This window comes from Desulfosporosinus sp. FKA, assembly GCF_002196785.1.
Taxonomy (GTDB): domain Bacteria; phylum Bacillota; class Desulfitobacteriia; order Desulfitobacteriales; family Desulfitobacteriaceae; genus Desulfosporosinus; species Desulfosporosinus acididurans.
Genome location: NZ_NAHZ01000022.1, coordinates 86,551 through 112,682, shown reverse-complemented (window position 1 = coordinate 112,682; position 26,132 = coordinate 86,551). Strand labels below are relative to the sequence as shown.

Annotated in this window: 25 protein-coding genes, 1 pseudogene and 2 riboswitches; all 26 genes and pseudogenes read right to left on the bottom strand. The window is 41.0% G+C overall.

The genetic code is table 11. The features are described from left to right. Positions 1-609 precede the first annotated feature (609 nt). The 26 genes and pseudogenes from B5771_RS06765 to B5771_RS06655 all read right to left on the bottom strand — a co-directional run bounded on the left by B5771_RS06765 (position 610) and on the right by B5771_RS06655 (position 26,127). Positions 610-972: a hypothetical protein gene (locus B5771_RS06765; RefSeq protein WP_088186844.1), complete on the bottom strand. Its 363-nt coding sequence runs from the start codon at positions 970-972 to the stop codon at positions 610-612. Positions 973-987: 15 nt separating this feature from the next. Then, positions 988-1,200 (bottom strand): hypothetical protein, encoded by a 213-nt coding sequence (locus tag B5771_RS06760; protein ID WP_088186843.1) that lies wholly within the window; start codon positions 1,198-1,200, stop codon positions 988-990. A 278-nt stretch (positions 1,201-1,478) separates the two neighbouring features. Continuing rightward, on the bottom strand, positions 1,479-3,347 hold the full coding sequence (locus tag B5771_RS06755) for an ABC transporter ATP-binding protein (RefSeq protein WP_088186842.1): 1,869 nt from the start codon (positions 3,345-3,347) through the stop codon (positions 1,479-1,481). Next, positions 3,344-5,083 (bottom strand): ABC transporter ATP-binding protein, encoded by a 1,740-nt coding sequence (locus B5771_RS06750; RefSeq protein WP_088186841.1) that lies wholly within the window; start codon positions 5,081-5,083, stop codon positions 3,344-3,346. Before B5771_RS06750 ends, B5771_RS06755 begins: the two co-directional genes overlap by 4 nt. A 305-nt stretch (positions 5,084-5,388) precedes the next feature. Beyond that, the gene (locus B5771_RS06745) at positions 5,389-6,231 is read right to left on the bottom strand and encodes a zinc metalloprotease HtpX (RefSeq protein WP_088186840.1); all 843 of its coding nucleotides are present in this window, start codon (positions 6,229-6,231) and stop codon (positions 5,389-5,391) included. A 526-nt stretch (positions 6,232-6,757) separates the two neighbouring features. Further along, on the bottom strand, positions 6,758-8,110 hold the full coding sequence (locus B5771_RS06740; RefSeq protein ID WP_088186839.1) for a HAMP domain-containing sensor histidine kinase: 1,353 nt from the start codon (positions 8,108-8,110) through the stop codon (positions 6,758-6,760). Then, positions 8,103-8,792 carry a response regulator transcription factor gene (locus B5771_RS06735; RefSeq protein WP_088186838.1) on the bottom strand — a complete coding sequence of 230 codons (690 nt, stop codon included), beginning with the start codon at positions 8,790-8,792 and terminating at the stop codon, positions 8,103-8,105. Before B5771_RS06735 ends, B5771_RS06740 begins: the two co-directional genes overlap by 8 nt. Positions 8,793-8,968: 176 nt before the next feature. Next, positions 8,969-10,006 (bottom strand): AI-2E family transporter, encoded by a 1,038-nt coding sequence (locus B5771_RS06730; protein WP_242966772.1) that lies wholly within the window; start codon positions 10,004-10,006, stop codon positions 8,969-8,971. A 1-nt stretch (position 10,007) separates the two neighbouring features. Further along, positions 10,008-10,718, bottom strand: a complete 711-nt coding sequence (locus tag B5771_RS06725) for a VTT domain-containing protein (protein WP_088186837.1) — start codon at positions 10,716-10,718, stop codon at positions 10,008-10,010. A gap of 684 nt (positions 10,719-11,402) precedes the next feature. Continuing rightward, a complete protein-coding gene (locus B5771_RS06720) occupies positions 11,403-11,612 on the bottom strand; it encodes a helix-turn-helix transcriptional regulator (RefSeq protein ID WP_088186836.1) in 210 nt (69 codons plus the stop codon). 329 nt (positions 11,613-11,941) lie between these two features. Continuing rightward, positions 11,942-12,040, bottom strand: a pseudogene (locus B5771_RS25190) (RNA-directed DNA polymerase); the annotation flags it as partial. Between the two features lie 229 nt (positions 12,041-12,269). Beyond that, positions 12,270-13,811, bottom strand: a complete 1,542-nt coding sequence (locus tag B5771_RS06710) for a hypothetical protein (protein WP_242966771.1) — start codon at positions 13,809-13,811, stop codon at positions 12,270-12,272. Positions 13,812-14,237: 426 nt separating this feature from the next. Then, positions 14,238-14,447 carry a hypothetical protein gene (locus tag B5771_RS06705; protein WP_088186834.1) on the bottom strand — a complete coding sequence of 70 codons (210 nt, stop codon included), beginning with the start codon at positions 14,445-14,447 and terminating at the stop codon, positions 14,238-14,240. Positions 14,448-14,623: 176 nt separating this feature from the next. Further along, a complete protein-coding gene (locus B5771_RS24205; protein WP_172408176.1) occupies positions 14,624-14,800 on the bottom strand; it encodes a hypothetical protein in 177 nt (58 codons plus the stop codon). 150 nt (positions 14,801-14,950) lie between these two features. After that, positions 14,951-15,083, bottom strand: a riboswitch (molybdenum cofactor riboswitch). Between the two features lie 305 nt (positions 15,084-15,388). Continuing rightward, positions 15,389-16,054: a class I SAM-dependent methyltransferase gene (locus tag B5771_RS06700; protein WP_088186833.1), complete on the bottom strand. Its 666-nt coding sequence runs from the start codon at positions 16,052-16,054 to the stop codon at positions 15,389-15,391. Positions 16,055-16,105: 51 nt separating this feature from the next. Continuing rightward, a complete protein-coding gene (locus B5771_RS06695; protein ID WP_242966770.1) occupies positions 16,106-17,251 on the bottom strand; it encodes an ABC transporter substrate-binding protein in 1,146 nt (381 codons plus the stop codon). Positions 17,252-17,287: 36 nt separating this feature from the next. Further along, complete coding sequence (locus B5771_RS06690) at positions 17,288-18,073, bottom strand: ABC transporter ATP-binding protein (RefSeq protein ID WP_088186832.1); 786 nt, start codon at positions 18,071-18,073, stop codon at positions 17,288-17,290. A gap of 30 nt (positions 18,074-18,103) precedes the next feature. Then, positions 18,104-19,231 (bottom strand): ABC transporter substrate-binding protein, encoded by a 1,128-nt coding sequence (locus B5771_RS06685; protein WP_088186831.1) that lies wholly within the window; start codon positions 19,229-19,231, stop codon positions 18,104-18,106. A gap of 49 nt (positions 19,232-19,280) precedes the next feature. Beyond that, positions 19,281-20,312, bottom strand: coding sequence for an iron ABC transporter permease (locus B5771_RS06680; protein WP_088186830.1), 1,032 nt, complete (start codon positions 20,310-20,312; stop codon positions 19,281-19,283). 16 nt (positions 20,313-20,328) lie between these two features. After that, entirely contained in the window at positions 20,329-21,813 is a 1,485-nt protein-coding gene (locus B5771_RS06675) for an ABC transporter substrate-binding protein (protein WP_348982940.1), read from the bottom strand. Then, positions 21,813-22,007 (bottom strand): hypothetical protein, encoded by a 195-nt coding sequence (locus B5771_RS24730; protein ID WP_242966768.1) that lies wholly within the window; start codon positions 22,005-22,007, stop codon positions 21,813-21,815. Before B5771_RS24730 ends, B5771_RS06675 begins: the two co-directional genes overlap by 1 nt. A gap of 172 nt (positions 22,008-22,179) precedes the next feature. Continuing rightward, positions 22,180-22,310: riboswitch (molybdenum cofactor riboswitch) on the bottom strand. An 865-nt stretch (positions 22,311-23,175) separates the two neighbouring features. Beyond that, a complete protein-coding gene (locus tag B5771_RS25185; protein ID WP_348982939.1) occupies positions 23,176-23,541 on the bottom strand; it encodes a transposase in 366 nt (121 codons plus the stop codon). 52 nt (positions 23,542-23,593) lie between these two features. Further along, positions 23,594-23,932, bottom strand: coding sequence for a hypothetical protein (locus tag B5771_RS24720; protein WP_242966767.1), 339 nt, complete (start codon positions 23,930-23,932; stop codon positions 23,594-23,596). 119 nt (positions 23,933-24,051) lie between these two features. After that, on the bottom strand, positions 24,052-24,399 hold the full coding sequence (gene tnpB / locus B5771_RS06665; RefSeq protein ID WP_088186829.1) for an IS66 family insertion sequence element accessory protein TnpB: 348 nt from the start codon (positions 24,397-24,399) through the stop codon (positions 24,052-24,054). After that, on the bottom strand, positions 24,392-24,781 hold the full coding sequence (locus tag B5771_RS06660) for a hypothetical protein (RefSeq protein ID WP_088186828.1): 390 nt from the start codon (positions 24,779-24,781) through the stop codon (positions 24,392-24,394). The genes tnpB and B5771_RS06660 overlap by 8 nt, the downstream gene beginning before the upstream one ends. A gap of 413 nt (positions 24,782-25,194) precedes the next feature. Beyond that, a complete protein-coding gene (locus B5771_RS06655) occupies positions 25,195-26,127 on the bottom strand; it encodes a hypothetical protein (RefSeq protein ID WP_088186827.1) in 933 nt (310 codons plus the stop codon). Between the last annotated feature and the right edge of the window lie 5 nt (positions 26,128-26,132).

Here is a 26,132-nt window from a genome sequence, read left to right as displayed (position 1 = left end):
AACGCGCCATTATTGCCATTTCGCGAATGCTGTTAATGTCCATTTATCACATCTTAAAGAAGAAAGAACCCTATAACCCGGATCTGTATAAAAAATCAAATGTTCTTCCAGTTGACCGTGAAATTACATTAAGTCATCGCCCGATGGCTTATTTGCTATGTCCATTTACTTAGGTGGAGACAGTTACTGTCGATTTCAGACTTATCATCCTTCACTTTCAAAATACTGTCGTTCTGCTATCATTCGCCTAAATACCTTAACGAGTCGTTCTGTGAAGACCAACTTGTATAATTAATTTTGTTCTTTCTATACTTTTTAAACTATACTTTTTAAACGTGATGAGACTGGGTATTGTGATACAAGTTAAGTAAAGAATCATCAATTTGTTAAAAGTCACTTTTGCATAATTATTATTTATAACGCATTAGGTATGGCAGACATTCTTGAAATTTCGAAATTAGTTTATTCCCATTACCTGTCTTGCCTGCTGATTTAAGCTGATCTTCAACGCCAACAGCAAGTGGAGAAATGAAAAAGGAAGGAGTAAAAAGCCTACGAAAAACACTGAAACAATTCATTTTAAAGACATTCCTTTAAAATGAGTTTGTTCTAAGGAAGGTTTTGCGGGTTAAAGTTCTGACAATTTCTATGCTGTCTTCCAAAATGTCCTCCGCCACGTTGGTTAGCAGAACTGTGGAACAGCGAATATGAACAGACCCCGATCGTAATGAGCAAGGTTAGCATGAGAGCCATCAGCTTCTTTTTGTCAGCAATAATACTCAAGGTGACTGTTTTTATCCACTGAGTATGTAATGCCAAATGAACTGCAATAATTATGGTCATGAGATAACCCGCGATTTCATGGGCAAATCTTAAGCGATTGTTGAAGTTTATTCCTGTAAAGACACAAACTATCGTGATGACGATCAGAGCCGAATTGAGTATGTAGTATTTATCTGATTTAGTAAACATGCAAATTCACTTCCTTCACCGTTTTTTTACTTTAGTTTGGTCAAGCAGATTACCAGCACTTAAATTCTTAACAAAAGAAGTTAAAATAAGCCAAAACATATCCACGATGTCTGCACCGAGCAACATCTCGGAAATTGTATAAATTACTCCTAAGGGCAGCCCGTAAATATATCCTCCGGCAATCTGTATTACTTCTCCCGGAATCGGGGCAATCACTGTTTGGAGCATTTGAAAAAAATAAATACCACTGCTCCCAAGTTGCCCAGTGAAAGGATGTAATCTCGAAATTTGTCAAGAGATACAGACAACTCAAGAATAAAAGGCAAATATATAATCGTTAGCAAAACTGCTAAAACGCCCAGTAAAGCTAATGACATATCCACAAGCGCTTAGTCCTTTTTTCTATCGTAATCCTATAGAACAGCCGTTTGGAGCACAAATCATCCAATAATCAGCAGTTTACAGGGGATATCTTAAGATCCGGCTATAATAAATCTTAAGAATTCTTAAGTCGTATCAATGATTGAGTTATCTTTTAAGTCGACTGCACTTTCGCCAGCTAACTGGCTGTTGTATAGCTCCGCATAAAACGTGTCTCCGGCCAGCAATTCGTCATGGCTTCCTTTTTCAATAATAGCGCCGTCTTTCATAACCAGAATAACGTCGGCTGATCTTATGGTAGAAAGCCGGTGGGCAATCACAAAGCTTGTTTTCCCTTTCATGATTTGAGCCATCGCTTTTTGAACTTCCGCTTCCGTTCTGGTGTCAACACTGGAAGTCGCTTCGTCAAGAATCATCAAGGCAGGGTTGGTCAGCATCGCCCTAGCGATGGTCAGGAGCTGCATCTGCCCTTGGGAGATGCTCCCATCCTCGCTAGAAATCACCGTATCATATCCGTCTTCCAGCGTGCGGATAAAATGATCGCATCTTGCCGCTCTTGCCGCTTTTTCGATTTCCTCGCGGGAAGCGTCCATTTTTCCATAGGCAATATTTTTGGCAATGGTGCCCTTGAAGAGCCAGGTATCCTGCAATACCATGCCAATCATTTTGCGCAGCTCGCTTTTGGGGAACTCCCGGATATCCGTTCCGTCGATGAGAATTCTGCCGCCGTTCAATTCATAAAACCGCATGAGCAGGTTGACTAGCGTTGTTTTCCCTGCCCCGGTGGGTCCGACGATGGCCACCGTTTCATTCGGTCTCACGCTGATATTGACATCCTTCATGAGTATGGCCTCGGGCTGGTAGCCAAAGCAGACATGCTCAAATTCCACCGTTCCTCGGGGAGCGAAACGATGCTTAGGCGAGGCTGCGTCCGAGACCTCTTCTTCTTCGTCCAGAAACTCGAAGACCCGTTCCGCCGAGGCCAATGCCGCCTGAAGGAAATTCTGAAAGTAAGACGATTCGGTAATCGGCTCAGAAATCTGGTTGACATACTGTAAAAACGCCTGTATGGTGCCAATCGTCATGCTGCCGCCCGCGACAAAGATGCCGCCGACAATGGCCGTTATCACGAATCCTAACTGGGTCAGAAAGTGAATGGCGGGATAAATGGCAAACATAACAAACTGCGCTTTTTTATTGGCGACGTACTGTCTTTGGCTGATCTCCCTGACAGTTTCAGTTACCGCTTCCTGCTGATTAAAGCTTTTGAGAATCAGGTTGCCCGAATAGAACTCTTCAATTCTTCCGTTCAGTTCGCCTAAAACAGCCTGGTTTTCAGACGCGATTGCAAAGTTTTTGCCCGAAATCCACTTGGTGGCAAATACGCTTAGGGACATAGCGGCTAAAATGAACAATGTCAAAAGAGGATTTTGGCTCAGCATTACGCCAACGCTGATGATAATGTTAAACACGGCGTTCATAAACTGCAGGGAGCCTGTATTGATAACCTCCGCGACCCTGTCCAAATCATTAGTGATTCTGCTTAGCAAATCCCCTGTTTGATGTGAATCGTAATAACGCAAGGGCAGTTTGTTGATTTTTCCACTCATCTTTTGGCGCAAGGACAATGCTAATCTTTCACCCACACCGGCCATGATATATTCCTGTAGGAAAGAAAAGCAGGAACTTAGTACATAGGCGACCATTAGCAGCAGCAGAGGGAAGCCCAGAATTTCCGCCAGCATGCTAAATCCGCCGCCAAAGCCTTGCTCGCCGATCCCTGCGATCAACCGGTCAATAGCCCTGCCTAAAATCAGCGGCGTGGCAGCAAACAGGCCCATACTCACCAAAGTGGCAAGCACAATAACGACCAAGGCGCCTTTTTGCTGCAGCAACAAGGCCAGCAATCTCTTTATTGTGGCTTTTGAATTTTTGGGAACATCTGTAACATCAAAATCATATTCGGAACTGTCTTGATTCCACTCTTCGCTCATGTCCTGTTTATCTCCTTTTCCATCAGCTGCGAGTAGGCTATCTCTTTATATACGCCGCAGTTTTCTATCAGTTCGTCATGTCTGCCAATCCCTGCGATTTTTCCCGCGTCCAGGACTATGATCTGATCAGCGTCCAAAATGGTGCTGATGCGCTGGGCGATGATCACAACTGCGGCATCCCGCATTTCATGTTTTAAAGCGTTTCGCAGAGCGGCGTCTGTTTTATAATCCAAGGCGGAAAAGCTGTCGTCAAATAGATAAACAGGGGACTTTTTAACCAGGGCGCGGGCGATGCAGAGCCTTTGCTTCTGTCCTCCTGAGAAATTGGTCCCCCCCTGCGCTACCAGGCTGTCATATCCCTGCTCAAGAGAAGAGATAAAGGAATCGGCCTGGGCAATCCGCGCGGCGCGCCGCAATTCCTTCAAGGTCGCATTTTTATTTCCCATGAGCAGGTTATCCGTAATCGTACCGCTAAACAGAAAAGCTTTTTGGGGGACATATCCGATATGTTCCCGCAGATCATGCTGGGTAATGCCGCGGATATCTTTTCCTTCCAGCAGGATTCTTCCGTCCTGGACATCATACAAGCGCAGCATAAGCGCGGCGATGGTACTCTTGCCGGAACCCGTTCCCCCAATGATGGCTGTTGTTTTTCCCTGCTCACATTTAAAGCTAAGCGCTTCCAAGACAGGTTCTTCAGCGCCCTTATAGGAAAAGCTGACGTTTTGAAACTCTATTTTTTGAGTATTGCCTGTATCCAGCTGTCCGTATGTTACTGCAAGATCAGCTATTCCCGGAACGGTGTCCAATACCTCCCGGATACGCTCCAGGCAAGCCGCAACTCTCGGTATCATCTCCAGCACCATGGCCGACATCATCAGGAAAACCAACATTATCACGGTATATTCCGATATAGCCACAATACTGCCTACCTGTATCGTTTGCTGAAGCACAAGGAAGCCGCCAACCCAGACCACCGCGGCCATCGCGATCCCCATAACCACCCATACTACAGGGTTAAAAAGGGCGTAGGTCCTATTCAAGCGAATCATATTATCCGCGTATTCGGAAAAAGCGTCGTCCGCTCTTTGACGCTCATACTCTGTATTATCAAAAGCGCGGATGACCCGAATGCCGAGTATGGATTCCCTTACGACCTGGTTGACGGCGTCAACTCTTTTCTGGATGATCGCGGATATCGGGCGCGCTTTCCTGAACAAAAGATAGGCTACCAATAAAAATAAAAGCATCGCGGCCAGCGGAATGTAAAGCAGCGTAGGGCTTGCGGCGGCGGTCATGACGACAGCCGCAACCAAAATAAGCGGTGTCGGCAAAATCATCTGCGCAGCCATAATCATCGCCTCCTGGATAACCGTGATATCTCCTGTGGAGCGGGTAATCATGGAAGCCGTGCCGAAATAATTAAAATCATTGACTGAAAGCATCTGTGCTTTCTCAAAAATCCTTTCCCGCAAATGCTTTCCCGTCCGGGCGGCGAGATCAGCGCACAGATAGCTGCCCCAAAGCGAAATCAAAGCGGTAAAGCCTGCCGCCGCCAGCATTTCTAGTCCTATTAATACAATAGAATGTACATTTTTTTGCGCGATACCGACATTGATCATTTCGGCGACAAAATATGGAACCATTAAGGTTCCGTATACCTGCATGCCGGCTGCCAGGATGATTAAGAATATCATCTTCTTTTCTTCTTTTAAAAATTGCGCTAAATATTTCATTCAGTATTCTCCTCACACGAATGCAAAAACGGCATTTATTTATTGTCACCCTTTAAACTGGTCTCTATCGATGCGTGATTTACCATTTTAAGAGAATTTAGGGCCGTGCCAACTGCTCAAGAAAGGCATTCTTGTCATGAAGCATAACCTTTCCGGCGGACGATTGTTTTCCCAATAAAACCAACCAAAAAAGAAAGGGCAGGATGTTGTTGCTCCTGCTTATAGTGCCTATGTAATTTCAACTCATTTCCAGAAAAACAAAGGCTCCGGTTAATGTTTATTTTTTCCATAACTTTCACCTATGATTACAGCCGTATATTCCTAAGTCTTTCCACCCTTTCCATAATTGGCGGGTGGGTACTGAATAATTTCATCAAAGACGCCCCGGAAAGAGGGTTTACGATAAACAGATGGGAAGCGGCGGGATTTACATCCATGGGTATACTGTGGGCAGCCGACTCAATCTTTAACAGCGCATTGGAGAGGCCGTCGGAAGCACCGGCAATTTCTGCGCCGGCAGCATCGGCCATGTACTCTCTGGAACGGGAGATAGCAAGCTGAATAATCATAGCTGCTATCGGAGCGAGGAACGCCATCAGCAAGCCTCCCGCCATGTTCCCGACTTTCTCGTTATCACTGCTGCCCACGCCGAATATCGCCGCCCCCTGAAATGCATTGGACATCATGGTCACAGCTCCGGCCAGGGCGGCGGCTATAGTGCTCACCAGCACGTCTCTGTTTTTTATGTGGGCCAGTTCGTGGGCCAGAACGCCTTCCAATTCGGAACGGTTCAGCAACCGCATGATCCCTTCGGTAACCGCCACCGCCGAATGTGACGGATTACGGCCGGTAGCGAAGGCGTTCGGCTGCTCGGAAGGCGTTATATATAGTTTGGGCATGGGAAGGCCCGCTCGCTGAGACAGACTTTTCACCATACAATAAAGCTCCGGCGCTTCGGCCTCGGACACAGGATACGATTCTGTCATTTTAATAGCAATTTTATCACTGAAAAAATAGCTGAAGATATTTATGGCCGTGGCTATTATAAAAAATAACAGTGCCCCTGACTGACCGCCGATGGCATTACCCAGCAGCACAAGCAAGATGGTAAGAGAACCCATAAAAAGCCAGACCTTGATAGTATTCATTCTATTCTTATCCTCCCAACCAAGTATTGACTAAGAGTCATCTCCGAAGTTACCGAAGTCAAAACCCGCGTTTTCCTCTCCACTGATCTCGCCATCCGCTTTTTTGTCCCCGCCTAAATCAATGAGGCTGCTTAACATCATGGGACCCAGCAGCGTCTAATCCTTTAGAACGGCCGTTTTGGAGCACGGATTATTTAAACAATTAGCAGTTTACAGAGGATATCTTAAGATCCGGCTATAATAAATCTTAAGAATTCTTAAGTCGTAATAAATGATAGAATTTCAATTTAGTTGACTACATGGAGCAATTGATAAGCAAGTCGATCAAATATACCCACCAAAAAAGAGCCTCTTTTCGAAGCTCCTTTTGAACTGAACCCTGTCCAACGGACAGTATTAAAAAAGCCTATAACAAAAGAAGTTAAAATAAGCCAAAACATATCCACGATGTCTGGACAAAATTTTCTCGTTACTCCGTTTTCTTCTTAGGGTAGGCTGCTGGTTCCGTGATTCTGCTATTCTTTGCTTATTCTACTGACTTCTGCGCAAGGCAATATCTATTTTCATCAGTAATTTCTTCAATAGCTAAGCTGATCTGAACTGAATAGGAATCCTCGGTTCTAATAAAACTGACTTTACCTTTATGTTTTTCAATAATTTTTTCACATGTTTTCATGCCGATCCCTGTGCTGTTAGCTGTCTTTAAAGTGTTATTTATCTTGTTTTCGAAGCTTAAAAATAATAATCGGTTTCTAATATAAGATTCAAGTTTAACCGGTCTGGATTTATCGGCATATTTCATAATATTAGAGAAAATATTATCAAAAACTCTACGTATTGAAATTAAACTTACTTCTATATAAAAAGGTGTACAGCATAAGTTTAATTCAAAATCAAATCCATTATTTTGTAGTATTATGACTTGTTCTTCTATCAGTTGCTCTATTAGTTGAATTCCATCAAAAGATTCCATTTCTAAATCATTCTCATCCGTGTTAAATACAATAAAGTATTCAAATAATTTGTCTGAAAGATCTTTGATTTGATATGCTTTTTCTCTGCTATTATGAATATACTGTCTCAAATTCTCATCAGTTTTATATTTTTTGTATTCGATAATATCTAAATACCCCACAAGTGCCGTGAGCGGTGTCCTTAAATCATGTGACATTGCTGTGACAAGATCGCTGTTTGCCAGCCTGGCCATATTTTCACTATCCAATTTCTCAATAAATGATTTTCTCATTTCATTAATGCTTTGAGCCAAAGAAGAAAGTTCATCATTTCCTTTCATCGTTATTTGATAAGTCAAGTTACCGCCTTCTAATATTTTTATTTCATTTTCCAAAGATACGATATACGAAGTTTTTCTTTTTATGAAAAATAACATCAGAATAATAAAGCCCAGAAAAGAAATTCCTACATTTATAAAGCTGATCATATCGTAATACTTGTATTGAAAAAAGCTCTCCATATACATTTGAGCTTTTGTGTCTGCAAATACAATATCATAAAGTGATTTCTCCGCTAAAATCGGGCTTTTCGGATAGTCTCCATCACCGTCATTGGCGATATCGAAAGCGTATACAGGTTTGTTATCTTTATAAATGTAAAGACTAACGTACTTTTCATTGCGAACCCAACTTGCTATTTTATCCTTGTCATTTATTGTCAAATGTTTATCCGAGACATAACTTCTAAATTGAGAAATGGCTTCCTTCCTTTGATTGTCAACATATGGTTTATTGAAATGGTTATTCAATATACTCATTCCGATTTCTTGCAATAAGAAAAATACGCCTACAGCTATAGCGAATGAAAACACTAGACATAGTATTAATTTAATTTCCAGTTTGCCCCTCCGATAGTTCTTATTCAATCCTATATCCCTTCCCCCATACTGTTTTTATATATTTTGGGTTTTGTGGATCCTTTTCCAATTTACTTCTGAGATTTCTGATATGCACCATAACTGTATTATTACAGGTATAGAAATAGGGTTCTTGCCAAACACTTTCATATATATTTTGTGCTGAAAATATTTTCTTTCTATGTTGAGCCATTAACAAAAGGATCCTATACTCGATATTAGTCAGCGTAACCGCTTCCTCATCCATTATTACTTCATTTATTGATATATTTATTGTTAGTCCGTTGATATCAATTAAATCGGGAATATCTACTCTATCTTTCCCTTTATACACATAATATCTTCTAAGCAAAGCTTTCACTCGCGAAACTAACTCCGTATATGAAAACGGCTTTGATAGGTAATCATCACTTCCCGCAGAAAATGCCATGCATTTATCCGAATCCTGAGTTTTCGCAGTTAAAAACAAAATAGGCGCACTTGTTTTTTCTCGAATTTCTACACAGGCCTTAAAACCCGATTTAATAGGCATCATTATATCAAGGATAATTAAATCTATGCTTTCATCAATTTTGCATACTGCATCTTGGCCATCTACAGCTTCTATTACATGATAGCCTTCACTCTCCAATAAAACTCGAACTACCTCTCTTATTTCATCATTGTCATCTGCTATCAGAATATTCTTCATAACCATCTTCTCCATTCGTTATCAACAATACAAAATCTGCAATAGTCAAAATGCTGTCATTTGCTGAAGTTATACCTAGCGATAATCTATAAAACCACCATTATTTATACATCTATAACAAATGTATATAGTTTAATATCACTCAAATAAGAATTGTGCTTATTGATGGACGCCGCTTACACTCTTACTTCGACCAAATCAAGCAGGAACATAAATAGTGGAATACCAATTAACAACCCCCAAATACCAAAGAAGTGCTCACCAATTATCAGGATCATAAACGTAAAGAAAATTGGCAATTTCATTTTAGTAGCAGCAAGCTGAGGGTTAAGAACATAACTTTCCAGAGCATGTAGCGCCGCGATCATGACAAGCACATATACAACCTTTGTAAGACCGCCTATTGTAAAGGCAATAATACCCAAGGGAATTAAAGATATGATAACTCCCGCCACGGGAATTAACCCCAGGATAAAAATCATAAATGACAAGCCTAATACTTGGGGAAAACCCAAAAAGAAAAGTATAATAAATGACAATACAGCATTGATAAATGCTATAAGAATTTGCAACCGCAGAACTTTTCCGAAAGAGTTTAAAAAGTTGCTGCCGAAATACCTAAAATAGGCATATAGAAAAGAGATTTTACTGAACTCTAATTTTCGACCAAAATCAAATATCTCCTTTTTTCCTAACATACAAAACAGGCTCAAAATGAACGCTAGAAAAAGGTTAAGACTAAACTTTCCGATATTTGTCATTGCTTGAAGAAAGTAATCTCCTCCTTCTTTCAAATAAGACTCTATATTAACCATCTTAATCAAATCTACCAATCGACTGTCTAATTCATATTGGTAATTCGTAACATTAAAATTAGTAATCTGATCAATCAATATAGTTACCTGTGTGGTTAATAACGGTATGTATTTAAACAATGAAAACAGAATCAAAGCAGCGAATACTAAATATACAAAAATCGTTACCATAACCTTGGGCAATTGTAAAAATTTATTAACCCGCCTGTAGATAAATTCTCGTACGTGGTAAAATATGTAAGTAAAAATAAAGGTAAATAGAAATAAATTCATCATGCTTTTTAATCCAATTATCACCAATATAAATATGCATAAAGAAATAATCCTTTTATAAATATCTGGTAATTCAGAATTCACGTTAACTTTTAGGTTCTGACATTGATACTTATTCTTTTCCAAATTAATACTCCTTTTTATGTGTGAATTTGCTGATAAGCTTATTCTTGTAAAGTAGCCCTAATGCGAAAGACAATATTGCTATCACTGATAGGATTATGGTTGATGAATAATTCCCATGGTGAAGATCAAAGCCAATGCTCACGGAAGCCAAAAGCCACGGAAATCTGCCAACAAACAAAATTCCGAAAAATCTTAATGGCTTAATAGGAGTTAACCCCGCAACATATATTAAAAAGTCCTTAGGCAACCCAGGAATTAGAAAAAAAATAAACAGAATAATTGAAAATTCATTACTCTCGACTATATCTGTTATCCAATGGAACTTTTCCTTTCTTAGAAGTTTTTCTACCAAAGAACCGCCCATAAACCTAGTAAAATAGAAAACGATAAAGGCGCCTATCAACATCCCTAAATTTGTTAAAACAAGTCCTAAAACCAATCCATAAACATATCCTCCGGCAATTTGTATTACTTCTCCCGGAATCGGGGCAATCACTGTTTGAAGTATTTGAAAGATAATGAATACTACTGCTCCTAAATTGCCTAGTGAAAGTATGTAATTCCGAAATTTATCGAGAGATACGGACAACTCAAGAATAAAGGGCAAATATTTGATGGTTAGTAAGATTACTAAAGCGCCTAGTAAAACTAATGACAATTTGTAGAACAACAGTCTTTTTGATTTATCTACAAGTGGCAAGTCCTTTTTCATATCGTATTTTTTTCGAACCTCCTTAGTGAGTAAATTGAGTCACTCGTCTTAATGCGAGCATCAGGTCAAGTCAACTAACGTGAATTCCTTTTCGAAGCAACGGCTTAAACTATATTGGATTGCTCAATACTTGCAGTATAAAGGGGAAATCTTAAGATTTAACTTTAATAGATCTTAAGATTTCTTAAGAACCATGGTTTACGGATAATGAAGCCTCATCGACTAGTTCATCTAAAAACCCGGTCGGACAATGGTACCAGGTCAATACAGTAACCACTGTGCTGCCCCCGCATTCTGAAGAACGAAAGCTCCAACGATGAACTTTTCGAGGCTCAATCACACGGCTTTTGCATTCGCTGTCTACGCTTCACGCTAGAAATCGCTTTCTTACATGCAAGACTCGCTTCCGGCTGTTGACCAAACTTTACCGGGCAGGTCACTTCACCCTGCAAGGTTCCTACTAAAGGTTTCAGCAGTTGCATCCCCCTTCACCAGACTTATCCTGGCGCAAACAGAATTGTTTCCCATTGTCTTGGGGTCGTACCCCGAGTAGGAAAGATGACCCCCGAAGACAAGTAAATCCAGTTGGTTGATTCACTGCTCAATGAAGCGATTCAACCAACTGGATTTAAAGTATAAAAAAATGAACTGTAATTAGTAGATACTTCCAAATCAATTATTATATTAGCGTTCTTCTTCAAACTGAAATATTTCCTCCACTGGCTTGTCAAATACCTTTGCAATATCCATCGCAAGCTTTAAAGATGGATTGTACTTTCCATTCTCCAGATTACCAATAGTTTCTCTACGCACACCTACCAAAGCTGCCAGGTCTGCCTGCTGCATATTTCGTTCTTTTCTAAGCTCATGTATTTTTGTTCTTAATACAGGCATTAGTAAGCACCTGCTTTCTCGTAATAAAAAAACAATCCAAAAAACAGTAGTTTAATAAATCCTAGTGCAAATGGAACTATTTTAAGTAAATCTACAATTAACACGTTGTCTCTCATTGCAAAGTATACTCCAATGATCAATATAAATTGCAAAATACTCAGAATCTGAGAATTAGCTTTCATCTTATTTAGTTGACATTTCATCATCCGGTTCTCCATTTCGCACCATAAATGAAAACAAAATTCCAAAAGCAATAAATATTAATAATAACATATTAAGCCATGCAGGAAACTTCACAAAATTCATAATCCCGAATAAGTCCCTTCCCTATACTCGCGGCGTGCAGGGTGAGGCTGGTAGCTTTCGTCTTTCAGGGATTCGATGATTTTCCCGATTCGTCTGCCACCAAGGCCGTCAATGGTCGTGCCATATATTGCAGTGAGAACCTTTCTCAAAACTTATAGACAGATGAAAAAGTTATCTCAAAAATAATAGCGCTTTTGTAAAGTACGGCAAAAAAAGACCCCTCACGTGGAGAGGAAAATGGAGGAAAGTTGGTTAAAAACCTTTATGTTAACCGCTGGTTAGCGGAGTTGTCCGGATTAGCAATAAATTTATGCAAAGGTACTTCACGCTAAGATTCACGGGAAATTCAGATTATTGAACAAAAAATCTTCTATTTAATTGTTCAACTATTTCACATTCGACCAAATCAATATTTGTTTTACCAATGTAGCCTAATGGAATATCCTTTTCTTTTAAGAAATCGACGATCTTATAATAGGTATTATGACTCATATATCCAGTATAAAAGAGAACAAAATCTATCTCCCCGAAACTTCTGAATTCAATCTTGTCATTAAAGCCATCCATTGTAAGGATTGCGGGAAATTTATCCTTCAGCCTTTTTCTCCACTCTTGAGTCCCTCCGATTATTAAAAGCTTTTTATCGGTGATAATCTTTGATAAATCTAATGATGTTTCTGTGGGCAAATAATCGTTTCTGAGTTCAAAGAAAAACTCCCGCAGTTGAAAAAGTTCCTGCCGATTTTTCATTTCTCTATCCAGGCTGTTTTTAAGGCCATCAACCTCTTTGTTCAGTTTGTTAATCCTCTCTTCGTAGGATTTACTTTGCTTTAATAACATGTCTTTAAGTTTGAGTTCATAGTTAGCAATCTCATGGGTAAGCTTTTTTGCCTGAATTTCAGCATTGTCCTTTTCAAGCAGCGCACAATTATATTTTTCCTTTAGGACTCTCAACTCAGAACTCAAATTTTCTTCATTCTGACTGAAATAGAGCTCCTTTGCCTTTAAATATTGATTGAGAAGCATTTTTACGAGGTATCCGAAAACAACTGACTGCACAATTTGGGTATTATCGAATTTTGTAGCCGCGGAAGTTTTTAAAAGCGCAAGCATAACTTTATTCAAATCATCTTGGTTAACCTTGGATACGATTCGATCAATATCTACTTTATCGATTATAAACAGGTTGCGCAGATAACTTATTATAGGTTTCAACTCGTTATTCTTAGTATAAAGAATATCTGAGGAATTCCTTATTAACCCAAGTTCATTTTTAATTATACCTTCCACTTTGGCTAATCTGTTTTCTCGTTTTAATTCGCCTTGAATATCAGCGTTAAGAGGGTTAAAGTTATAAAACAGACCTGCCAAGGTAAATGCACTTTCCGTCGCGGCTATGTTGATCAAATCTACATTCATCAATTTCATAGTGTAAAAATATAAAACTATCCACATCTCAGTTAGTTTAAGGCTTTTGTCGGAGTCCTCTATCTTGTACAGTTTTTTCCTGAAGCTTTCGTAATTATTATTTTGAACACATACATAGACGTCTTTGTAGTACTTTTTTATGAGTCGTAAAATCTTTCCTTTTATTAGCTCGGATTCCTCAGCGCTTAATAAAATGCCTAATGCTTTTTTTGCACAAATTTCTTGCTCCAAGTCGCCGCCATTTAGCAGTATGTGGTTATAGCCTGAGTATTTTCTGGCTTTTTCAAGAAATTCAAATTTGTTCTGGTTATATATAGAAGTTATATCTTTCCTCATTTCGTTCTTTAAAGACAATGCAACTGAAACTATTGCGATAAAATATTCTTCTGCTTCCTTCGGTTCGACATCGTTATTATTCGCAATAATCGTCATGAGTTCTTCTTCTTTAGTTTTCATACATATCATTCATTTTCACCACCTTATTACAACCATTTTAGATTTTACTATTTCAACTTCTTAACCTTTTTTTGCTGACGCTTTACAAGGAGATCCATTGACTCCATAACTTGTATCAACCCATCGCTCATAGAGTCTCCGAATGACCGCAGCCTCAGGCTCTGATTAGCTACGCTTGACAGATTACTTGCAAAAAAAATTAAGGATGTTGGCGGCAGCAATTTCACGAAACTCAGCGGATATTCTGTACTTAGCAAAACGTAAGTAGGGCAACTACTTTACTTATCAAAAGTTATAAACAGGTAAATGGATGGGAAAGAGCATTTAACGCCGCCAAACAGACTGAGTTCATTTGAATTTCCTGCCGCAAGAGCAGGCATTCTAGAAATTCAAACAAATCCTATCCTATATATGACTGCAAATTAATAAGCTGTTCTAAATCATTGAGTTCCATTTATTCCTGAAGCCAATTTTTTTAAGTCTTGCTGGAGTTAACTCATTGGTTTGATATAATTCACGAATCATATCGTAAGCCTTTCGTAAATAACCATTAGAAATCTTCTTCAAATCGATATCTTGTGTATAATCCGGATAAAGTTTGGCTGCCTTTTTCAGTTCCTCCAAAGCATTACCGTTCTTTTGCACAATAAGCTTTTACGACATAATCGTAATCCTCATTTCTTCATGACACTTTCTCACCATTTTCATCGCATTCTGATATTCCATATTATCGCGATAGAAAAACCCGTCAAAGAGAGTTCCTCTTTTTCGGTTCGGCATACGATTAATATGAATTCCAGGTACATTATTACCGCTGCCTGCTATGAGTGAAGTTGGGTAATCGCTTGGATTCCAACCCACCATACCAATATCAATATTCGGTCAGCTTTAACTTCATCTTCTGTCTCCTGAAACAAATTTATGGCATCGTTACGATCTATTGGCGTTTCAATGCTTTTTTCCAATATTTCTTGAAATTCTTGATTAAAAATTGCCATTTCTAACTCTATTCACCCAACTTATACTTTTTGTACAGTTTGACTTCCAGTACTTGGTTCATATAGTTCTCACTATATGATAAGTTTTCACAAAACAGATTTTAAAGACAAAAAGCTCCCCAAAAAGGGAGCTCTAAATAGGCTGGTATCCCAGTCTATTTTGCTACTCCTTTTCAAAACGTGAAGGCACACCTGTTTCCGGGTATACCCTGAGGGCCTAAAGCCCTGTCCAGCGACCATGGATTGTTCTTTAGGTCAATCTGGCTCGGAGATCAATAATTCAATTTTCACATTAACTACGCATCTTCATATTGTGCATTTCTTTTATTTGTTTTCGAGTTTATCATGTTTCCAGCTAACCCTTAGCTAACCATTGTTTGCAGGTCTCTAATTTTATAATCGGTCACCCAACTTAAGTAGAGTTATTTTGTATATGTTATATTTCTCATTTGTATTTAATGATTCCCGCTTTATCAACTACTAAGATACCATCGGAAGTAGTTAATATTATGTTGGTCAGGCGATTATTGAGTAAGGTTAATTTTTTATTAATGCGTAATCCCACCACCTTATTGTGATTCAATTATCTCACTTTGTAAGAATAATCCATCTGTCCGAAGTGGTTTCTTCAATTATATAATCTTTAATATTTGCAGATTTTAAGTACCCCTCAAATAGTTCGACGGGATTGTCTTTAAATAGTTTTTGCCGCATAGAATTCCATTCCGGTCTGAAACTTTCCATCTGTTCAACCACTGCATCAAAAATTTCTATTGTTCCAAATCCACACCCAATAAACGCTTTAGCTTCAGGCTTTAATATTCGGTAAATTTCGCCAAAGGATTTTGCTCCATCCGGCCAAAACCATAAAGCTCCTCTGCTCACAATTAAATCAACACTATTGCTTTCCAACGGTAATTGTTGTACATCACCACAAAGCACCGAAAACTTATCGCCAAGTCCTTTAGACTCAGCATTTTCCCGGGCATATTCTAAAGCATGTTCATTGATGTCAAAGGCAATAATATTAAAGTCACTGATTTCTCCAATTTCCAGACCTAACTGCGCCCCTCCGCTTCCGATGTCGATGCACAATCCGTTTTTTAGGTTAGATTCCCGATGAAATCTTTCAGCTAACACAGGATAGACGGGAGCGAATGGACCTCTTGCTGTTTTTTCCATCTCTGCGGCCTTCTCTTTCTTTTCTGCCAACTTTTTTTCCGCCATTCGCTTGGCATTGTCATTTGTCGTCATATAATCCTCCTAATAAGTCATTTTTGGTAAGCATTTCGAATAATAGGTCATTTACTTATTCGCCGCTGTTTGCGGATTGAGAAAAGAATTATACTCCTCGCTGGTTAAAGAATAATGATAAAACTTTTGAAAAAAGTCCTTAGTCTCCTGCTCCAGATTGATATTGGCAAAAGTATCCGGATAAAGGGACTTCGCCAGCCACATCATTCCCAGGATCGACTCCGGAGAAGGGCGATCCCACCAAAAAGCTCCGATAGGGCATTCATATAATTGATTATTCTTCACTGCATTGATATTGCTCATTTGTGGGTTATTTCGTAAATCATCAGCCATGATGAAATGATTTTTAGTGGGCCCAATATTGCTGCTCATAATTATTGAATCAGGGTTCCAGCTCAATAGTTGCTCAACGGAAATCTGATTGGCATTGCCCAATCCCTTAGACACGTTAACTCCCCCGACGGTTGTTATTAAATCTTCACCCCAGGCGGTGCCATCGGTCTGCAGCGGGGTGCCCAACATGTAGTATACTTTCTTCTTATCCGCAGGCAGTTTAGCAGTATCATCCTTCAACAGTTTCAGCCCGTTGTCCCAGAATCCGAGCAAGGCATTGGCATCACTTTCCTTATCTAATACTTCTCCCATCATCTTAAATTCTTTATGCAAACCATCAATTGTAGCCCGGCCTGTCAACACCGTCACAACCGGTATGCCAGCATCCTCCAGCTTTTTGTTGCCCTTCGGAGAGGTAACGCTGGCGACCACCACATCCGGTTTGAGCTTAATAATTTCTTCCACACTGATGTTGTCAAAGGAACCGCAATCCGGTATTTTCTTAAATTGTGGTTCAAATTTGAGCAATTGTCGGAAATTTTCCTGGGAAGGCTGACCGACAATTTTATCGGCCGCGCCAAGGACGACAACTTCGTTGCTGGCCCCGCCGTAACAGGTAACTACAATTCTGTTGACTTTTGACGGAATTTTTACTGATTTCCCAGACATGTCAACAATTGTTTTTTCCGCAGTCTGTGAAGTGCCGGACATGGAATTATTGACCGCCTGTTGAGAACTGCCAGTCGTCTGAGAACCGCAGCCGCTGAAACATAGCATACAGACAATCGACCCAAAAGCAACCATAGATTTAACCAATCGTTTCAAACTACTCCCTCTCTTTCTGTTAACTAAAATTGAAATCAATATATCCTCCTCAATACTTCGGTGACCAATAATATTTCACCCGGCCAACAAAGGAATGCAGGCTTTCGCTGTTTCCCCTTTATGGTTAAATGACTCAGTTATTTTAACGTCTATTCCATAAGCCGCCTTCAGATTTTTCTCCGTCACCACCTCGTCGGCGCTGCCGACGGAAATAGTATTATTTCTTTGCAGAAGTGCAACTTTCGTCGAGCAGAGAAAAGCGTGATCCGGAAAATGAGACGTCATGATGACTCCCAGCCCTCTCTGTGCCAACCGCCTAATCTGTTCCAGCACCCGGATCTGGTTTCCAAAGTCCAGATTAGAAGTAGGTTCGTCCATAATCAGGATTTTCGGTTGCTGAGCCAGCGCTCTGGCGATCAAAACCATTTGGCGTTCACCGCCGCTGATTTCGGTATAAATACGGTCCTTGAGATGGGATACCTCAAGAATTTCCAGAGCTTCTTCCGCGATTGCCAGATCATTCTGGGAAGGCGAACTAATCATTCCTAAATGGGCGGTCCGCCCCATTACCACTACATCAAGGACTGTGAAGGGAAATGGCGGAGTATGCGCCTGGGGCACATACCCCAGCGCTTGGGCCAGACGCTTGCGCGGCCAGTTCTGGATATTTTCTCCGTCGAGTAAAATCTCCCCGCCGCGCAGCTTGAGAAAACCGAGGATGGTCTTGAATAGAGTAGTTTTCCCCACTCCGTTAGGTCCCAGGAGACAGAGGATTTCTCCGGATTCCAGTTTCAGCGAAATATCTTTCAGGACATCTCTCTGGTCGTAGCCGCAAGAAGCGTGTTCGATTTCCAGCTTCATCAGAATACCCCCCCTCTGTTAGATGTTGTTTTAATTCCCTGTCGGTTGGGCCAGTAAAGCTTTAGCTTCATCATCGGTGAGATTATAATGATAGAACAAGCCGTAAAACCGCTTGACTTCCGAGACCATATTGTAATTAAAGATATCGGGATAAAGTAAATTGCCCAGCCATTTGAACCCAATAATCCGGTTGACTGAAGGTGGTCTGTCAAACCAATTAAAAGGAGCCGTTGGAATTTGATAGACCCGATGTTGCTGGACAGCCTTTATATCTTTCCAGCCAGAATCGGAGAGAATCTTATGATAGTACCCTCCCTGACTGTCTCCCCAAGCCATGATCACATCGGGATTCCAGGACAGCACCTGTTCCATGGACACCGGCGACTGACCGGCTTGCCCAGCCCGCTGAACGCCCTGGGCGACATTGATGCCGCCTACTATGTTCAGGGTTTCAATATGCATGGAACCATCCGGTTCGGTCTGTAAACCTTTAGGGCCTTCTGCGTAATAGACTCTGACCTGTTTATCCTTGGGAATTGTGGATGCTTTCGCCTTAACATCGGCAGCTGTCTGACGGCAATAGTCCGCCAGTTCCTGGGCACGGGCCTTCTCGCCAAGCAGGCCGCCCAGAAATTGGCAGGCTTTGTCCATCTGTGAGATCGGATCAGACTGGACCAGGACGACGGGAATTCCTAACTGTTTTTGAATTTTATCGGCATTGCTCATTTCCGTTTTCGTAATATCTCCCATGTCAATTATGACATCGGGATGGATTTTCAATATTTCTTCTGTACTGCCTGTATTTTTGGCATACCAGCCTCCTAGATTGGGCAAGGCCTGATATTTAGGAGCTATAAACTTTTTATCTCCAGGCTGGAAATCATAGTTCCAGCCCACCATTTTATTCGGGCAGAGGGCGTAAAGCATGATGGCCGCCACAGGGCTGGTTGAGAACGCCGTTTTGATTGTCACCGGAACCTTTACTGACCGACCTGCCATGTCTGTAATAGTGCGCTGGGCATCCGCTGTTTGTCCGTTCTGAGTTGCAGGCTTCTGCCCCGCCTGGGTGAGGGCAGCTTGACTGCATCCCGCCAGATTGAGCATTAATAAGGCGATAAGCATAATTCCCAGTAAGCCACTAGTTCTATTTTTGTCCATTTCCCTCACTCCTCGTATAAAGAATATAGTATCAATCAATAACCAGTTATCAGCTCCAGCTCTTTCGGCCAGAGACCAGAAAATAGAAGAAAAACGGGGCACCAATCAGGGATGTGAGAATACCCAGCGGTATCTCCACCGAAGAAGCGCAGCGGGCCAAATCATCAACCAGCAAAAGATAAGCGCTGCCAATCAGCATTGACGCAGGCAGGAGCACTTTGTAGTTTGGGCCGACGATCATTCTGGCCAAATGTGGTATGATCAGGCCCACCCAGCCGACCAGACCGCTGATGGAAACAGCTGCTGAGGTCATGAGGGTCGAGCAGACAACGACAATCAACCTGAGCGTTCTTGTTTCCAGACCCATGGCCATCGCTTCTTCTTCACCCAGAGACAATACGTTCAGGCGCCAGCGGAGAATATATAAGGGAATGCCACCCAGCAATATCGGAATAAAGCCGTACAGAACGTCATGAGGAGTGATAGCAGCCAGACTGCCCAGGAGCCAAAAAGTAATAGCCGGCAGTTTGTCATAGGGATCAGCCACAAATTTAATTAATGAGGTCCCTGAACTGAACAAAGTCCCCACCAGAACTCCGGTTAATACCAGCACAAGCATCGGATCATGCCGCACCTTTTGCCCAATGGTATAGGCCATAAATACTGCAATCAGACCGCAGGCAAAGGACATCAACTGGATCCCCAAATAGCTGAAAGAAAAGTAAATACCTAGAGCAGCACCAAATCCAGCCCCGGCAGATGCCCCTAGAATATCCGGCGAAACCAGAGGATTTTTAAACATTCCCTGGTAAGCGGCCCCCGAAGTTGATAGAGCAGCACCCACCAGCATAGCGGCAAGAATCCTGGGTAGTCGGACATTATACACCACAATATCCATGGTCGTCGGCCAGGTATGGTGTATAGGAATTACTTTGGCAGCCAGAATCATTATTAAATCGCCCGGTGAGATTGAGTATCTGCCTAAAGGGAACGACAAAAGGAAAACCGCGATTGCTATTATGACAAGAATTAGTTCTTTTCGCAGTAACTCGGACGTCCGAGCTTCGTGGCTTTTCTCCATATATTTTTGCCTCCCATTATCCCTTCTGCCATTGCCAGCGGTTACTGGGCTTGCTGAAAGAACGGTTTACTTCCTCCGGTGAAAAATCCATCCCGTAAAATTGGCTGTAAAACCAGCCAGCCTCGGCTTGGACATCAAAGTGGTAAATCTCCGGATGCAGCATATTAGCCATATACATCAAGCCCAGAATCCAGCGAGGGCTGCCAAAGTCCCAGCCGGCTGCCGGATAGGTGTAGATGCGTTTGTTCTTGACCGCCTCGATGTTTACCCCGGCCCGACAGCACTCCGCATAGACATCTTCTGCGGAGGACGACAGAAAAGCCGAGACGAAAATAACCTCCGGATTAAGGGCATTCAATTCCGTCGCGGAAATAAGGCTGCCCGGTCTGCCTGAACATGCTATTTCTTTATTGGCGCTAACTCCACCGGCTGCCTCAACCAACTGATTTTCGAAGCGTTCTCCCATCAGGCAAAAGAGCGGTTTCCCCATGATATAATATACTCGCGGTCTTTTTTCCGAAGGGGGCAGGGATTGTTGAATTGAGCAAACCTTTTCTTCCATATAAGCAACCAACCTGGAAGCTTGCTCCTCCATTCCGATTAATCGACCAAAATACCGAATGATCTCTAAGTATGAACTGATATTTTGAATGTCCCTGTGCAACTTGGGTAACCCCTTTTGGCCCAGAACGATTTCCCAGACTTGCACTACTTTTTTAACGTCCGTGACGCCAAGGGTGATTAGAATTGCTTCCATCATTTCAAGCGCTCTGGTAAAGGGGTAGCCTCCTTCAAAGTCCCCCTCCTGGTACTTTTTCTCAGCCGGTGGGGCTTTTATGGGCATCTCCTTACTACAATGCGGGCAAGTCTTTCCAATCGGGCTGGACTCCGATAGGAACAGTTTAGAGCCCATAGGGCCGTAAAAGTCTCTTTTAAAGATAACTTCCCCACAGCCGGGGCAAAAAGTATTGAGATAATCCGTCCCCGGGGAATTGAACAGATAAACATAGTGTAATTTGTCTTTTAACCTTTGATAAAAGGCTTCGGAAGCACGGATTGATGGTTCCAAGGATGTATCTGCCCCTTCCAAAGGGATGTAGCGCATTAACTGAAAGGGTATATCCGGTGATATATTGGCTATGTACGCAGTCAGGTCCGCAATTTCTTCCATGTTGTTGTTTCGCAAAACACAAGAAACTTCCACATGGACACCGCTTTCATATAGCTTGGCTATGTTGCGCAAAACCGGATCAACTGTGCTGCCGCCGCATTCCTGATAAGCCTGGGGAGAAAATCCTTTTACCCCGACATTAATAAAATCTATAAGCGGACTGATTTCTGCTAGTGAACTTTCGGTAAAATACGAATTGGAAGAACAGCCCACTAATAATCCACTTTTTTGGGCAGCGTCAGCGACTCTAAGAAAAGTAGGATAACATGCCAGAGGATCATTGAGCAAAAAGGCTACGCCAATGCAATCATTTTTTACCGCTTCCTCCACTACTTGTTGGGGAGATAATTCACGGTTTCAATAGAAATCGGACAAACCGTTAAGTATTTATCGGGAAATAACTCCCTGATATTTCCACTATCGTTTTGATAAAGCCCGCATACCCCAGTCTTTCCCTCCGGAACGACACAGCCTCTTTCACAAATAGAACATTTTAACTTTCCGGCTTCTTGATAGCTATCCATAACCCCGCCTCATCCCTTTTTACTGCAAATTAAGGCATTTTCGCCTGCTGCAATGCTTCTTTAACCTCCATGGTCTTCATGCATAGAATAAATTTTAAATAGCGTCCTGAATAGAAAAATAAAAGCTCCACCGTCGATGGTGGAGCTAAAACTAATCATTGCAAAGCAAAGCTCAGCCTATCCACCTCCTTTTCAAAATGTGAAGGCACACCTGTTTCCAGGTATACCCTGAGGGCTTTATAGCCCTGGCCAGAATACCATAGATACTATCCTTAGGTCATTCTGGCTCGGAGTAGTGGTATATGCAATTCCAATTCTTCCAAACATATGCTAACTAAACTAAATATAACACAATTATAATTTGTGTTATATTTGTTTTCAATAGTTTTTGAAATATATTCCTTATAAAGCTCTTTTATCTATTTTCATCCTAAGCTCACTTTACTACATTAGATCTAATCACACTTTCTCATAATAGAATCCAAACTGCCTACCCTTTGGCATGTTTCACTAGCATCCCTAAGAGCAATTCCCTTGTTACGGACAAATTGAATTCGGCTATCGTAGTCAGAATCCACGGCAGTCTCTAAAAGAGATGGCGGTATAACTTTGTAGTCAGAGCTGTAGTGGGCTCTAGCTATTTCGTTTTCTGATAATTACTCCTCCAGTGTGCTAGTACCATGGGCCATGCCACTTCATGTTTGTTCTTAGGCTCCTTATCATAATCCAGCATTTGTAAGGCGTAGTAGAGTTCCGTCGTCTTTTTGTTAAATCTACCGTCACTACAGTCTCAGCTCCCTTGGTACCCCTTCACCTGTCACACAGGTCAATTTAACGAGATTGGCTCAGGCCCATGAAATCAGCCTGGTGAGGGTGTAGTATTCCATCAAAGAAGTCTCCAACTTCACACCCTTCACTAAAATCTATGATCACGGTCCTCTCAATTTTAGGTATAATAAAAGCGCTCCTTATTTGGAGCGCTTATTGCGCATAATTGGTCTACTGTGTAATACCTTATAAAACGTTTTTAGAAGATGAAACATCTATCCTAATGCATATAAATGAAAGAAAAAGAAGAACTACACCAATAACTCCAAGCGTATTTACTATATTATTCATAAAGAGAGTCTCCGCGTACTCTTTACTATACAGTCCTGTTATCCAGTATCTAAAGTTTCCATACATAAGCAAAAAGTAAAATGCAGGGTTTATCGCACAGGAAAAATGTATGATAAGGCACCCATCGTCTTGTATGAGCGAACCAGAAAAGCAGACCATCCCAGAACGTTCTTAAAAGATTACTCTGCATATAACTTTTGCTTCCGGCAGCTCTGCCGTCTTTACTCACTTCTACAGGCGTTTCATCTGCTTGCAAAACAGGACTCTCAAGTAACTCCTGATGCATTCTATCATAAAGCAAAGAAAGATAACGCTCACTGCACTGGATTGTCCAGTTCGCCATGTTTTGCCTAGAAATGTTCATATCATGTCGCTTGAACTCTTGCTCCAAGCGATAAAGCGGTAGTGCATTCACATACTTGCCATTATAGATGCCGCCTGCAGCGACGGCGTCACGATGCTGTTTCTTAGAAGATCTTAATCGCGCTTCGCACGAACGATGGTTTGATTGTCTGCACCACTTCAAAGGTCGCTGGGTGGAAAGCAAGTCTTTTATATACTTCGTCGGGTAGCCTACGCCATTTGTCACCAAAGATCTCTTTTAGTTCAAGGTCACTCATTTCATGATGGATGACCTTGGCAAGTGCCACCTGCTCCAGTAATAAATCGATCTTTTTATAAAGGACATTCATCTGCTCCTGCTGCATGTCACTAGTTTTCTTTAAGGATTCTGTGATTTCCTGAAGTGCCATGTACATGGTTACGATGGTTTCCTTACTATAGTTCGTGAGTTGTTTTTCAGTCAATTTTTTCTCCAAGAGTTCACTTTATCACACGGAAGATGCCGTGTACAGAAGTCAGGAGCTCCCTTTTGAAATCTGTGGACAAACTTAAATTTCAATCATTTTATCCACAGGTAGTTTGGCTAAATGGCGCGTTTGGGAGATGATTGACATACCTTTTTCTTGGGGTCGAGTGTGAGACCTTTGGTCAACCAACGAAATTGTTGTAGGGTAATGTTTCGAGCAGCTTCTTCCGTACGAGGCCACTGAAATTGTCCGTTCTCAAGACGTTTATAGAGCATTAGAAAACCGTCACCTTCCCATACCAGTCCCTTAATTCGATCAGTTCTTCTCCCGCAAAACAAAAAAAGTACATTTTGAAAGGGATTGAGCTGAAACTTCTGCTGAATGAGGGCACTTAGCCCATCGATCCCGCTTCTCAAATCAGTGACAATATAGATTTGATCAAATTCAGAAGCACTATTAAACATTTCTAAGGGTCCTCAGTACATTTAAGATGAGCTCTTGCGAGGCTTGACTTCCAAACTCGATGGTGATTTCACCGAGTTTGAGAATGACTTCTGAGTGCGGTGCCGAACTCGTTTTATCATCGTTAACATGATTTAATTCGTTGGTTTTCGGTTGTGATAGCATGGGAACAAAAGTAAGCTCATCCTTGTGATCCTCTGGTTCTAAGGACTCGACGATAGAGTGACGGATTTTTTTAAGCCAATAATAATAAGATGTTTCCTTTACGTCATTCTGCCGGCACCAATCTTTGATGCTTAATCCACTGGCATTGCGTTCTGAAATGATACCAACCCATCGATCATAACGATACTGAGTGGTTAATGATTTCACGTTATTGTCCACACGCACAGCTCCTTGATTATAGTTTTTCTAGTACTTGAAAAACTGTCATTAGAAGTTTTCAAGTTTTTAGAGATTCATATATCCAAGGTTACCATGGCAAGTAGTTTTAAGACAGGTACTCGTTATTTACCGTTTACATAAAGAAGACATCTATTCAGTAATAGAACAAAAAAAGAACTCTCTCTTTTCCACCGATAAAGAAGAAAAGAAAAGGGTTCTTCAAGAATATGTAGATAAGATAGTTGTTAATTTATCTAACAATATCGATAATCTTGACGCAAACATAACCTACAGGGTTTTTAATGGTGGAAGCGAGGCGCGCTTATCCAAACCCTCGAACATATTTAAGCTACATTTATTAGATGCTTAATTTCCCATAGCTCAAACAACACATAGTGACAAAAAGGGCACGATTAATCTGCAGAAACAATGGTACTTTCTTTTTGCTGAGAGATAATTTTTTCAGCTTCCTTAATTCCAATCGACATGAGCTTATGATAAGCCCGCTTTTTTTCGGTCTTTTTATCGAACTTTGTACCACCTTTTTCAAAGAAATATTGCACTTGTCTTGAGGTAGCAGAGACTTTAAACTTAGTTTTTAGAATGGATACAATATCTTCAAAAGAAAAATACTCAACATCTTTCTCCTTAGTGTACATAAACATTACCACTAGAATTTGTTCATCAAGATTCTTCAGCGAAGGAACATCACAATAATTATCTAGATGTAAGTCTTCCAAGGGAATATTTATCAAAAAGGATTCCGTATTGGTTTTCAGTCTTCGACTTTTTGGGATTTTCTTAGGTGTTGAAGTTTCCGAAGGAGTATAGTTTTGACACCATTCAATACCGGCTAATGACAAATAAAATGATTTAAGGCCTTCCTTCTTTTCTTTGGATTCACATAGGAAACCCTTAGCTATATTCTTGTTAATAGCATGGCTGATGTTACTTGGTTTTGTTAACCTTGCGTCAGTAAATTTGGCTTCAATATCTCTCGATGTAAAAGGGCTTACACCTTCCAATTGGTCAATATAATAAGTTACTCCTAAAACTCGTTCTAAATCTGAGCTAAACGATTTTTCTTTTAAAAAGGCTACTATGGAATCATATGAGTGAGGATTATCGTGTAATTCAGAGGTAGGTAAAGAAGGGGGATCAGATATTTCAATAATATCCTTTGCTGCCTCAAGCATTTGGGAGGAATTTGAAACCACAGGCGAAACAGCCGTTATTGCTTGTGGCAACAAGCTAAAAAATTGCGCCCTTTCGCGTTCAATTAAATCACTATCTCCCTCAACTTCAAATTCGATGGGCCCCAATTTGATCCTAACTCTATTAGACATTATTT

Coding starts and splice junctions, on each gene's coding strand:
- B5771_RS06765 (WP_088186844.1), bottom strand. CDS start 972: ATGTTTACTAAATCAGATAAATACTACATACTCAATTCGGCTCTGATC.
- B5771_RS06760 (WP_088186843.1), bottom strand. CDS start 1,200: ATGCTCCAAACAGTGATTGCCCCGATTCCGGGAGAAGTAATACAGATT.
- B5771_RS06755 (WP_088186842.1), bottom strand. CDS start 3,347: ATGAGCGAAGAGTGGAATCAAGACAGTTCCGAATATGATTTTGATGTT.
- B5771_RS06750 (WP_088186841.1), bottom strand. CDS start 5,083: ATGAAATATTTAGCGCAATTTTTAAAAGAAGAAAAGAAGATGATATTC.
- B5771_RS06745 (WP_088186840.1), bottom strand. CDS start 6,231: ATGAATACTATCAAGGTCTGGCTTTTTATGGGTTCTCTTACCATCTTG.
- B5771_RS06735 (WP_088186838.1), bottom strand. CDS start 8,792: ATGAAGAATATTCTGATAGCAGATGACAATGATGAAATAAGAGAGGTA.
- B5771_RS06725 (WP_088186837.1), bottom strand. CDS start 10,718: ATGAAAAAGGACTTGCCACTTGTAGATAAATCAAAAAGACTGTTGTTC.
- B5771_RS06720 (WP_088186836.1), bottom strand. CDS start 11,612: ATGCCTGTATTAAGAACAAAAATACATGAGCTTAGAAAAGAACGAAAT.
- B5771_RS06710 (WP_242966771.1), bottom strand. CDS start 13,811: ATGATATGTATGAAAACTAAAGAAGAAGAACTCATGACGATTATTGCG.
- B5771_RS24205 (WP_172408176.1), bottom strand. CDS start 14,800: ATGGCAATTTTTAATCAAGAATTTCAAGAAATATTGGAAAAAAGCATT.
- B5771_RS06700 (WP_088186833.1), bottom strand. CDS start 16,054: ATGACGACAAATGACAATGCCAAGCGAATGGCGGAAAAAAAGTTGGCA.
- B5771_RS06690 (WP_088186832.1), bottom strand. CDS start 18,073: ATGAAGCTGGAAATCGAACACGCTTCTTGCGGCTACGACCAGAGAGAT.
- B5771_RS06685 (WP_088186831.1), bottom strand. CDS start 19,231: ATGGACAAAAATAGAACTAGTGGCTTACTGGGAATTATGCTTATCGCC.
- B5771_RS06680 (WP_088186830.1), bottom strand. CDS start 20,312: ATGGAGAAAAGCCACGAAGCTCGGACGTCCGAGTTACTGCGAAAAGAA.
- B5771_RS24730 (WP_242966768.1), bottom strand. CDS start 22,007: ATGGATAGCTATCAAGAAGCCGGAAAGTTAAAATGTTCTATTTGTGAA.
- tnpB (WP_088186829.1), bottom strand. CDS start 24,399: ATGTTTAATAGTGCTTCTGAATTTGATCAAATCTATATTGTCACTGAT.
- B5771_RS06655 (WP_088186827.1), bottom strand. CDS start 26,127: ATGTCTAATAGAGTTAGGATCAAATTGGGGCCCATCGAATTTGAAGTT.